At 40.7% G+C, this 12,411-nt stretch carries 9 protein-coding genes; 5 read left to right on the top strand and 4 right to left on the bottom strand.

Annotated elements, in window-relative coordinates:
- Positions 1-14 precede the first annotated feature (14 nt).
- Entirely contained in the window at positions 15-1,406 is a 1,392-nt protein-coding gene (locus PVK71_RS06395) for a uracil-xanthine permease family protein (protein WP_274419060.1), read from the top strand.
- An 88-nt stretch (positions 1,407-1,494) separates the two neighbouring features.
- On the opposite strand, the gene envZ is transcribed toward PVK71_RS06395, so the two are convergent.
- Positions 1,495-2,799: a two-component system sensor histidine kinase EnvZ gene (gene envZ / locus PVK71_RS06390; protein ID WP_274419059.1), complete on the bottom strand. Its 1,305-nt coding sequence runs from the start codon at positions 2,797-2,799 to the stop codon at positions 1,495-1,497.
- Positions 2,800-2,983: 184 nt separating this feature from the next.
- Positions 2,984-3,703 carry an osmolarity response regulator transcription factor OmpR gene (gene ompR / locus PVK71_RS06385; RefSeq protein ID WP_130047964.1) on the bottom strand — a complete coding sequence of 240 codons (720 nt, stop codon included), beginning with the start codon at positions 3,701-3,703 and terminating at the stop codon, positions 2,984-2,986.
- A 209-nt stretch (positions 3,704-3,912) separates the two neighbouring features.
- Between ompR and PVK71_RS06380 the strand changes: the two genes are divergently transcribed.
- Positions 3,913-4,653, top strand: a complete 741-nt coding sequence (locus PVK71_RS06380; protein ID WP_274419057.1) for a ParA family protein — start codon at positions 3,913-3,915, stop codon at positions 4,651-4,653.
- Between the two features lie 23 nt (positions 4,654-4,676).
- On the opposite strand, the gene pyrE is transcribed toward PVK71_RS06380, so the two are convergent.
- Complete coding sequence (gene pyrE / locus PVK71_RS06375; protein WP_130045090.1) at positions 4,677-5,318, bottom strand: orotate phosphoribosyltransferase; 642 nt, start codon at positions 5,316-5,318, stop codon at positions 4,677-4,679.
- A gap of 236 nt (positions 5,319-5,554) precedes the next feature.
- Entirely contained in the window at positions 5,555-6,271 is a 717-nt protein-coding gene (gene rph / locus PVK71_RS06370; protein WP_061004968.1) for a ribonuclease PH, read from the bottom strand.
- 160 nt (positions 6,272-6,431) lie between these two features.
- Here rph and PVK71_RS06365 point away from each other — a divergent pair, with 160 nt between their 5' ends.
- From PVK71_RS06365 to PVK71_RS06355, 3 genes are all read left to right on the top strand, one after another.
- Positions 6,432-7,295, top strand: a complete 864-nt coding sequence (locus PVK71_RS06365; RefSeq protein ID WP_274419055.1) for a YicC/YloC family endoribonuclease — start codon at positions 6,432-6,434, stop codon at positions 7,293-7,295.
- Between the two features lie 104 nt (positions 7,296-7,399).
- Positions 7,400-9,109 (top strand): hypothetical protein, encoded by a 1,710-nt coding sequence (locus PVK71_RS06360; protein WP_274419054.1) that lies wholly within the window; start codon positions 7,400-7,402, stop codon positions 9,107-9,109.
- Between the two features lie 41 nt (positions 9,110-9,150).
- Positions 9,151-12,354: a hypothetical protein gene (locus tag PVK71_RS06355; RefSeq protein WP_274421776.1), complete on the top strand. Its 3,204-nt coding sequence runs from the start codon at positions 9,151-9,153 to the stop codon at positions 12,352-12,354.
- Positions 12,355-12,411: the final 57 nt, after the last annotated feature.

Genomic DNA, 12,411 nt, shown 5'->3' with positions numbered 1-12,411 from the left:
TAGGAATATCGGCCATGACCGTTAAAAACAACACCACAAAACCATCTGAACTGATTTATCAATTAGATGAGCGTCCACCGCTACCGCAAACTTTATTTGCTGCACTTCAGCATTTATTGGCAATGTTCGTCGCGATTATTACTCCATCTCTGATCATCTGTCAGACGCTTGGTGTCCCAGCAGCAGAAACCAATACCATCATTAGTATGTCTCTGTTTGCTTCTGGTATTTCTTCTTTTATTCAAATTAAAACCTTTGGTCCAATTGGCTCTGGCCTTCTTTCTGTTCAAGGTACTAGCTTCAACTTCTTAGGCCCAATCATTGGTGCAGGTCTGGCGCTTAAAGCTGGTGGTGCTGATGTTCCGACTATGATGGCTGCGATTTTCGGCACTATCTTAGTGGCTTCGACTGCTGAAATTTTTCTTTCTCGTGTTCTTGAGTACGCACAAAAAATTATAACGCCATTAGTATCTGGTATCGTTGTGACATTAATTGGTTTAACACTTATTCAAGTCGGCCTAGTTTCTATGGGTGGCGGTTACTCTGCAATGGGTGAAGGTACATTTGGTAGCCTTGATAAACTTGCCCTTGCTGGTACGGTTCTACTTATCATTGTGGTTCTAAACCGCTCAACGAATCCTTACCTACGTATGGCATCTATCGTGATTGCAATGACGGTAGGTACCATTGCAGCATGGGCAATGGGTATGCTTAATACCGATATGGCTCACGACGCTGAACTTATCGCGCTGCCAATTCCAATGCAATATGGCTTAAGCTTTGATTGGTCTCTGTTTATTCCTCTGGTTCTGATCTTCTTAATTACCGCGCTAGAAGCGATTGGCGATATTACTGCAACGTCTGAAGTATCAGGCCAACCAGTAAAAGGTCCTGTATACATCAAACGTATCAAAGGTGGCGTATTAGCTGATGGCCTTAACTCTGCTATTGCTGCCGTGTTTAACAGTTTTCCTAACTCAACCTTCAGCCAAAACAACGGCGTGATTTTATTAACGGGCGTTGCAAGCCGTTACGTTGGTTATTTTATTGCGGGTATGTTGGTTATTCTTGGCCTATTCCCTGGTGTTGCAAGCATGGTGCAAATCATTCCTGAGCCAGTACTTGGTGGTGCGACGATTGTGATGTTCGGTACTATTGCTGCGGCGGGTGTGCGTATTATCTCTCGTGTTGAGCTAGACCGTCGTGCAATCCTAATCATGGCAATGTCTTTCTCTATGGGTCTTGGTTTAGCGCAAAAACCTGAGATCCTTCAGTTCATGCCTGAGATGATTAAAAACATCTTCTCATCAGGTGTAACTGCAGGTGGTGTGACGGCGATTCTTCTTAATATTATCCTTCCAAGTAATGAAGTGTTTGAAGAAGAAAAAGAAGAAGCTAAGATCTAAAAGCGAGTAAAAACAAAAAAGACCGCAGATGATTATCGTCTGCGGTCTTTTTTGTTTTTACTTGCTTTCGATCTTCCTCGTCACTGCTCTACCCCAGCGGTAATTCAACCTGCACTTTCAAGCCACCTTCTCGACGGTTCGATAAACTTACCGCACCTTGGTGTTGACCGACAATTCGCTTAACAATCGCCAAACCCAAACCAGTTCCCTCACTGCCTCGCGCTGTATCACCACGAGTAAATGGTTCAAATACCGACTCTAGTTGGGCTTCATCAATACCCGAGCCGTTATCTTCAATAATCACCCAAGCGGTTTTATGATCAGCAGAAACACGAGTCGATACCGAAATCCAATCGCCACCATAACGGATCGCATTCACCACTAAATTAGTCACTACTCGTTTAATGGCTATCGCATTACCGTGAAGAGATTTAGGGATCTCAACTAGATTGGTTTTAATTTCACGCTCATAGCCCCCTTCGGCCAAAATCACTTCATTCACTATGGTATTCAAGTCAACATCAACAAAATCTTGCTTTGCTACTGGCTTAAGATAATCCATAAACTGCCCAATGATCTCATTACACTCTTCGGTATCTTTAATCATACTTTCAGCTAAGTAATCATCTTGAGGTGACATCATTTCGGTTGCTAAACGAATGCGTGTTAATGGGGTACGAATATCATGGCTCACCCCCGCCATTAATAATGCTCTGTCTTGCTCCAGCTGCTGGATCCCTTTTGACATTTGGTTAAAAGCACGAGTTACCGCTTGAATTTCTGATGCTCCCTTTTCTGGTAATGGTTCTGGGATCTCACCTTTACCTACTTTACGAGCAGCGGTTTGCAGAGCCATTAATGGCCGATTTTGAATTTTAATAAATGCCCACCCACCCAAAATTACTAATAAGGCGATAAATAGACTATTTCTGAATAACGGTGCAAAGTCTTCTTCTTGTAACTCCGAAAGCGGTATTCGCATATAAAACTCTGGCATTGCTTCTGTTTTCATCCAGAGAACATAGCTTTCAGCCCCTAGTATCAAACGTACTTCTGTTGGGGACTCTAGCTCCTGAGTCATCTCTTCACTTAAAAATTCAACTGGGCTTGCTTGATAATATTCTCTCATTTCAGGATCATGCTCATCATGAATACTGACACCAAGCTGCTCTAGTAATTGACGGCGTAATGGTTGGTCTAGTTGAATATTTGTTCCATTTTTCAATGTGACATCTTCAGCCAACATTAAACGCACTTCATAAGCCAAAATGCGGTTGAACTGCTGCAAACTAGGTAGTAAAGCGTAATTAAATACAGCGAGATAAGAGAATACCTGACTAGCGATAAGAAGGGATGCAAGGAGTAAAAGAGTTCTGGCGAAGGTACTTTTCATGATCTTCTCTAATTGACGATAAATTTGAAGATAACTAGAAACTATACGCTGCGCTTGCTAGATCGCTTCGCTCCTATAAGAGCAAGAAACACTAATAGTACGTGTATTTATCACCATATCAGTTATATATGCTCTTATAGTTTCTAGTTAGCGAAGCGTATCGTTTCTAGTACGCAATAATCTCTTACGCTTCTGCCCCATCAGGAACAAATACATAACCTAATCCCCACACCGTTTGGATATAACGGGGGCGACTTGGATCTTCCTCAATCATGCGACGAAGACGAGAAATTTGAACATCAATAGAACGTTCCATTGCTGAATATTCACGACCACGCGCCATGTTCATCAACTTATCACGCGACATTGGCTCACGCATGTTCGTCACAAGTGATTTAAGTACTGCAAATTCGCCTGATGTTAATGGCATCGGCTCTTCGTTGCGGAACATCTCACGCGTACCTAAGTTTAGACGGAACTCACCAAACTCAACCATTTTGTCTTCTGCGCTTGGCGCACCTGGCGCTTCAATTACTTGACGACGCAGAACCGCACGAATGCGCGCTAATAGTTCACGTGGATTAAATGGTTTTGGCAGGTAATCATCTGCACCCACTTCTAAACCAACGATACGATCGATTTCATCGCCTTTTGCCGTCAACATTAAAATCGGCAACATATTATTCGCGCTGCGTAAACGACGGCAAATAGATAGGCCATCTTCACCTGGCAACATTAAGTCCAATACCATTAGGTGGAATGTTTCACGAGCCAATAAGCGATCCATTTGTTCACTATTGGCTACGCTACGTACTTGAAAGCCTTGCTCTGATAAATAACGCTCCAATAAAGAACGAAGGCGAGCGTCATCATCAACGACTAAAATCTTATGGTTTTCTTGCATGGGCTTAACCTCAATATATGTCTTATTTCAGTTTACTCGTAACTTTAAGCAATAGAAGTGCTATTTCATAAAAAATGAGAGGTGAAATTGTTACTTTTTATGTAACAGCTTCAAATTTTACGTATAAAATAAAGTATTAAGGTAGCTTTACATGTCATATTGACTATTTAGTTAATAAAAGCATGAGCATGATAGATTAGTGAGTAAATATGTTAGTCGGATATAAACGAGCACAATGCAAAAAGGTTCTGGTTATCAACCGTAAAGGTGGTGCTGGGAAATCAACCTTTGCGATTGCAATGGCATCTTTCTACGCTCATCAAAATGTGAAAACTGAAATTATCGATCTCGACCCTCAGGGTACTAGTCACTTTTGGGGAAGCAAAAACGATGGGGTTAGAACAACCAAATTTTTGCCTTCTTCTAATGTACCTTTTTCTTTAGCTTTGCGATTAGAAGCAGATACTCGAATTACGGTAATTGATTCGCCTTCTAACTTTAGTCAATTTGAGATGGAGAAATACATTTCAATGGTGGATAAAATTGTCTTTCCGGTACAACCCTCACCCATTGATGTCCACTCTATGCTGGGGTTTATTAAAGACTTAATTAAATCACCAGCTTTTAAACAAAACAAAGTGGAGCTTGCGTTTGTGATCACTCGTTGTAAAGAAAGCAAACAAGGCACCGAGTTCGTTCATAAAGTACTACAACACATGAAATACCCGTTATTAGGAACCATGTCAGAAAGTCAGGCATATCAAAATATGTTTTCTGAAAAGAACAGTTTTTTGATTCATCACCCTGATTTAGATAAACCACTATGGCAAAACATGAAACAGTGGCTAGATGTTGATATGACACCACCACAAACACCAAATCCTGAAATAAAAAAAGTGGCTGAGCCGAAGCCAACCACTTATCGTTCTTTATTGAAAAGGCGCTATTAGTGCCTTATGTTTGGTGTTTTAAATTAGATACCAAACTCTGCACGGTACGCTTTTACCGCTTCAAGTTGCTCAGCGTTACCGCCTTTCTCTTCTAAGAATGAGATCAAGTCAGTTAAGCTTACGATTGAGATAATTGAACAACCAAAATCACGTTCAACTTCTTGAATCGCAGATAACTCACCTTTGCCTTTTTCTTGACGATCAATCGCAACAAGAACGCCAGCCAGATCAGCACCATTTGCTTGGATGATTTCCATTGATTCACGGATTGCGGTACCAGCCGTAATCACGTCATCCACTAGCATGATACGACCTTCAAGAGCGCTGCCGACTAGGTTGCCACCTTCACCGTGATCTTTTGCTTCTTTACGATTAAAGCAGTATGGCTTATCTGTGTCATGGTGATCTGCTAACGCTACTGCTGTGGTTGTAGCGATTGGGATACCTTTATACGCTGGGCCGAATAATACATCGTAATCAATACCTGAATCAGCCAATGCTGCCGCGTAAAAACGACCTAAACGCGCTAGATCACGACCAGTATTAAATAAGCCAGCGTTGAAAAAATATGGGCTTGTGCGGCCTGACTTTAAAGTAAACTCACCAAATTTTAGTACTTCTTTCTCAAGGGCAAATTCAATAAACTCACGCTGGTATGCTTTCATTTTCATTCTCTCTTTTTTGGTATTGTGATATTTAAAATAAAAAACTATACGCTACGCTAACTATATTGCTTCGCACTAGAGACTATAAGAGCGAACATTGAAGTCTTAAACATCAGCACTCATATAACGCAGTGCTTTGCTCTTATAGTTTCTAGCTAGCGTAGCGTATAGTTTCTGGCTCTTCTTTATTTATACATAAAAAAATAGCCCCTGAATCAGGAGCCATTAAAAATCAATTATTCGGCCAACGCCGCTTTCTGCTTCTCAATAATATCATTGATGCCCTGTTGCGCCAGAGCCAGCATGTCTAACAATTCTTGGTGAGAGAACGGCGCTTCTTCTGCCGTGCCCTGCACCTCAATCATTTTACCATCTTCCATCATTACGACGTTCATATCAGTATCGGCTGCTGAGTCTTCTAAATACTCAAGGTCACAAATCGCTTCGCCGTTATAAATACCTACAGAAACCGCAGCAACATGGCCTTTCATTGGATTCGTCTTTAACTTACCCGATGCAATCATGTGATTGATAGCATCTGCTAATGCAACACTTGCGCCTGTGATAGAGGCAGTACGAGTACCACCGTCAGCTTGAATAACGTCACAGTCAACAGTGATCATTTGCTCACCTAGTGCTTCTAGGTCAACGGCTGCACGTAGGCTACGAGCGATCAAACGTTGGATTTCCATCGTACGACCACCTTGCTTACCACTTGCCGCTTCACGACGGTTACGAGTGTGTGTTGCGCGAGGTAGCATGCCGTATTCAGCCGTTACCCAGCCTTTACCTTTACCTTTTAACCAGCGAGGAACATTTTCTTCAACACTTGCAGTACAAATTACTTTCGTATTACCAAATTCAACTAATACTGAACCTTCTGCGTGTGCAGTAAAGTTACGAGTAAGTGTAATTGGACGGACTTGCTGAGCTGTTCTTCCGCTAGGACGCATGGCAGATACCTTGATTATGACAAATTGTCGGCGATTATACCGAACTCGTATAATAAAGCATAGCTCCCGTTTCTCTAGTTACTCACTATTGCGCTTATCTGTTATAGTATCGCGATATTTTATTCATCATCCTTCCTATTGATGATTTGAGGACGCTTACATGATCTACAGTATGACGGCTTATGCACGCCGCGAAGTAAAAGGCGATTGGGGAACTGCTGTGTGGGAGATCCGCTCAGTAAACCAACGCTATTTAGAAACCTATTTCCGTATGCCAGAACAGTTCCGTGGTTTAGAACCTGTTCTTCGTGAGCGTTTCCGTAAGCGTCTTGCTCGCGGTAAAGTTGAATGCCACCTACGTTTTGAATCAAACAACGCAGCAAGCAGCGAACTAAAAATTAATGAAGATTTAGCTCGCCAAGTAATTAAAGCGGCGCAGTGGGTAAAAACAGAATCTGGCGAAGGCGGCATTAACCCTTTCCAAGTTCTGCAATGGCAAGGAGTGATGGAAGTGCCTGAGCAAGATTTCGATTCAATCAATAAAGAACTATTGGCTGAATTTGAACTGGCTGTAAATGATTTCGTTGAAGCGCGTGCAAGCGAAGGCGAAAACATGAAAGCACTGATCGTCCAACGTTTAGATGCGATCACTGAAGAAGCCGCGAAAGTTCGAGCTCGCATGCCTGAGATTTTAGAATGGCAACGTAACCGTCTTCTAACTAAATTTGAAGATGCGAAAATTGAATTAGATTCTTCTCGTGTTGAACAAGAGCTTATCCTTCTTGCTCAAAAATCTGACGTAGCTGAAGAGCTAGACCGTTTAGATTCACACGTAAAAGAAACCACTAATGTAATGAAGAAAGGCGGTGCTTGCGGCCGTAAACTTGATTTTATGATGCAAGAATTTAACCGTGAAGCAAATACGCTGGCGTCTAAATCTATCAGCACAGACATCACCGCATCGGGGGTTGAGTTAAAAGTACTGATCGAACAAATGCGTGAGCAAATTCAAAATATTGAATAATCTTTATTACAAGACTCATTATCAATGATTAACATCAAAAGCCTCTGAAAACAGAGGCTTTTTTTGTTTAAAAATAAACATGTTGATACATGCTAGGAAAATATATGGCTACTGATACACCATCATCAATAAACATTTTGTTTGCTGATGTGATTCACAATATATCTCACTCTTCAACGATACATAATATCCCAAGTCCTGAAACATTTACTCTATTGATTACGACACCACTCGGTCGCCAACAAATCGAAGATTATATTAATATATTATGCAGGAAGGCTTACACGGAGCAAGCTAGCGTTTCTGATGCCGATCTTCATTTGTGGCTTTTACCGGCTATTAACGCCTTAATAACCTGCAATAGCGACCAGTTTCCCTCAGTATATAAAGCATTAACAACCCTAACGGTAACTAATAACACGTTCTTTATTACTCAAAAAGCCCTCATCTATTGGCGTGGAGCCATTGATTGCTGGCATTACTTATTGTTAATGATCAGCCATCATTCAGATGGACTACCAGATCAAATAAAACAGTTACTAAAACAACAACTCTCCATTGGAGACAACTCGACTTATTACCATACTCATCGTAATGAATATGCGAAAAGTGCGCATGTCCCTTATTTTATGCATGCGTTTCTTGTCGACAAGCTGTTCACGCAAGGCCAAGGCTATGTTGCCACTTGCCAACGCTTTTCCGACTTACCAAACCGCGCGAGCAGAGTAAAATACCTTAAAGATAAAATTTATGAATTAAAGCAGCAATTAACATCAATCTCGAATACCTTGAGTCAAATGGAGACGCTAAGTCATACCTTGCCTCACCCTGAGTTGACTCAATTATCAATTATTTTAGACCTATTGTGCCCACAACCCACTACGATGGATGATGAAAGCCAAGAGAAGTGGAGAGGAAATTATAACGAACTTCAACAACAGTGCCTCAATATGGCCATTACCATGTTAAATGAGCCTAAATTTGCTAGCAATTTACTAAAAGAAGATCTCTTAATTCACCATAATATTAAGACAGCAATAAGTGCTCACCCTCTTGAATGCACAACAGAACAACACGTTTTATTTCCATTAAGTGATCGCAATATTCAGCAACTTGCACATCAAACGGTTCGATATACGAATACATCATTTAGCGATGCAGAAAAAGCAGAACGAGAATGGGTAATTCAACAGGCATACAGGCTATTTGAAAAAGATGATAGTCACCTAAAATCTGGCAATATTTGGTTATCCGATACGGTACAGTTTTTTGATTTTCATAAAGAAGCATCTCAAACATTGGCTTTTAGTCAGATCACTCAATTAGTACTAGAACATGCTCAATGCTATTTTAATAACCCGCGTTTTCTCGCTTACTCACCCAATGCTGAGTGGCAAGTCGCATTACGTAATGTAGATTGGCCAGCTCACCCGTCAACAGTAACCGGATACGGTGTATTCCCTAATGGCGCTAAAAACATATCACAACGCCCTAATGAACAGAAAAAAGGCGTACAAGTTAACGTCAATGATTATCTCGGCATTACATACCATGTAAAGAATCCTGACGATTATCCAACTGACAACGTAAATGTCATCAATCAAGTTGATGTATTTAATGAATTTGGTGAGTGCATTTTTTCAGACAAATGGTCGGATTTAATGGTGCCAAATAAAACCAATTTTGTGCTTTATGTTATGGAGCCAGCAGAATGCTATCGTGGTGTTTGGCGCTTTCGTAGTTGGTATGGAGAGCAGTGCTTATTGCAACAGAGTTTCTTTGTCAATCCAACCCATCCTGTCGCTACACACTAAACGATTCATTACTCATCAAAGTACGCCTAAGAGATAATAATATGGAATATTTTCCAAAGAACATAACCATTGAAGTTGAGCTAAATAACCCTCACTCTATTCGCGCCGCACTACACCGTTACCAACAATTACTGTATACAAAAGAAGCATTTAAAGATGCCGACTTTTCTACTTTTTTTAATGTGGAATTTGTATCAATTAAAGACAATCAATTACCTGAGCCATTACAGTTAGCCGATGCTGGGTCATGCCGACCCGTTCTGGATGAATGCTTTCAGATCAATGAAGAGCGTTATGTGCCTTCATCACACGTATTCTCTTTCGGTGATGGTTCCTACGTTTCTGAGGTTTTATTTTTTGCCCATGCTCTACAATTTAATGAACTAAAAAACGATATTATCGAGACCGCTAAAGCCATGGTTCATTACGCTCGTTGCGTTAATGATACTTCTGATATGTGGGTTGATGACATGCATGTTTTTGGGCTAGAAGCACTCTACCTTCTTGCTCGTATTCACCCTGATTGCTCTTGGTTACTCGCACAATTGCACATTCCTTATTGGGATTTTGAGCATGTCATCCACTCTGGTGATTACTTATCCTCTCTCCTCTCTCATCTTGGTTGGACAAAGGACACCATTAACGCCTATGTATGGTGTGACTCTACCGAATTACGCTATGCTTTTTATGCAGAGATAGATTGTGGTATGCCTTATAGTGAAAGTCATCCTTCACTTGCGAAACACCTACAACAACACCCTGATGATTATCATTATTTCCAGCACGCATTAATTCAACGCTTCAAGGAAATGCCGTTATTGGCTTACTCGAAAATAGAGGAGGACGAGGACAAAGACATTTCAGTTGTCGCTCCTTTTTTCCTTACGATGCAAATCCGGTGGGATGAGAGTGAGGATGAAGACCAACTTCCTCTGCAAGAGTGGTTTATTAATGGCACATTAGAAAATGAAATCCATACGCTAGAAGCTCGACTACATGCCATGGTTTACACACCTCTCATTGTAATGTCCGAAAAAAACCAACAGTCAGAAGCGATCCATCGCGCTTATGATGACAATGATCACTATGTGAAAGGAAAAGCAATCCAAGATATGAAAGCGTTCTTTGTTGACGGTTTCAATAATGGTGCTGATCTTTGGGATTATATTCAACATGGCAATAATCTTAATGTACTTAACGACATAGAACCGGTTGATATAGCCAAACTCATCAAGGATAAAAACCTTGCATTAAAACAACAAACGGATTGGCATCTCGGTAGTATGGATGCATTTGATGAGCGCTTACATCGCATCCTCGGGGAATTTTGTATCGATTTATTCGATGAGTCAGAACGCAGTGACAACACCACCCACCACTCTCAAGGTGGATTAACACTATCGCTCACTGTACGTCTTGATTCTAACGTGTTGGAGAAAGAGCCGCATTCCGATCCAAAAGCATTACTGCTACGTACTCTTGACGTTTTCCAACGCCTAATGGATGTCGACGAACTTCACGATAATACCCGTGACATGCTGGTTGATGAGTACAATGTCATCTCTCATGAAGCCTTTGATTTGCGCTACACAAATCTCGAAGAAAATGACGAGAACGATCTCGATATTCTTCGTAGTAAACAAATCAACATGTTCAATGCGTTAATTGAGGATATTTATAATCACGACGTTGAAGCGAATCATTTACGATCCTTTGATCGTCTTGTTTCGCTTGATCGCCCATCCGTGATGGCGTGTGACTGGAACGCTGATAGTTTGGTGTGCCACGCTCTTGCTGCCCATCAAATTCGCAATGATTTTAATGCGAATCAATATGATGAGTTAACCCAATATTTGATCGACTTTATCTCAGAATCGTTCATCTCATCTTGGTTAAGAGCGCTCTTTCAACGCTGTCACCTTGCCTCATCTCCTAATTATGACAATCACGGAAATCAAATTAAAAAAGGGCTTTCTAAGGAAGAGGTTGCACTTATAACCCAGCATTTTACAGAATTACCGCCAATAGATGGCAATGAAAAAAGCGCTCAGTTATTGATTTCAACCTTGCTCAAACAACACCTAAAAGCAGACGAAGATCGTCTCATTAGTCAGGAGCAACCTTATTATAAACTATTTTCATTTCGAAAAGGGCAACCTGCGTGTATTGCTGTTTATTTTTTATCACAGCGTATACCTTTAAAAATCAAAATATTAGTAAATAGACTTCTCAATTTCTATGTAGAAGTCGCACCACAACGTACGTTAAATCACATCATCAAAACAGAAACCCCAAATGCAAGTGCGGATTTTGGTGACATCATAAAACGTATTGATTTTTTTGATCATTTAATAAAAATTGGCATCCCTGCTTCTGCATCATTAGCCTATCAAGCCGTCAATCCGACAGAAGAGGATTATGATCCATCCATGATATCCATCTACAGTGAGATAAATAGTGATGATAATTCCATGTTCGGCTCTATTAATAAGAGAAAGGCTCAAGAGTTAGAAGTTGGGTTGCAACGTGTAAAACAAAAATCACGCTTAGGGTTTTATCATCGAGTACAACAAAAATACCCTGAGTTCACAGACCTTTGTCAGCCTGATATTGATGATGTATTGACGCGTTTTTCTTATGTCAGCATTGATCCATCGAAGGCAAGATTAGACAAGACAACACGCCAAGAAAAAGCCAATGCCTTCCATCAACACTTAACGGCATACCTTTCTGGTGACGTCTCATTAGAAGATATGCAGGCCTATTACCATTTACACTGCGATCAGGACTTAAACACGGGTTCTGATTATCGCGGTTACGCTGGGATCGAGGATGTTATATGGAAATTGGATACCTTAAAACGCGATCGTCTGGTGCAATTTTTAATACACCATTCGATTTCTGGAGTGGAATTCATCGCAAATAGTTATGCAAAAGACCATGACGATGGATATTCAGATGAACAGCAACAACTACTATTAGATTATTTATTAGAACAAAATACCCCTATCGCACGGTTAATTGAATACAGCTTAACAAGCCATGAAGATGTGTTTGAAAGGTATCTTTTATCTCTTGCTCACAGCAAGGTGCTATTTGTAGAAATGAACAACTTGCATACAAAAGATAAATTGCAGTTGCTTGATGTATTAGATAGCTATACGAATACGGAAGAAATGATTGCGCATTATTTACATGACCAATCCCCTCAGGTTGTCAAAAAAGCACAACGCCTCCTGAGTTAATAAACATGAAAAAAGCCTCATAGATACCCTCTGTGAGGCTTTTTAATTGGCTGCACC

The sequence above is a fragment of the Aliivibrio sp. S4MY1 genome (assembly GCF_028765545.1).
Classification (GTDB): Bacteria; Pseudomonadota; Gammaproteobacteria; order Enterobacterales; family Vibrionaceae; genus Aliivibrio.
This window is presented reverse-complemented; position numbering and strand designations above follow the sequence as displayed.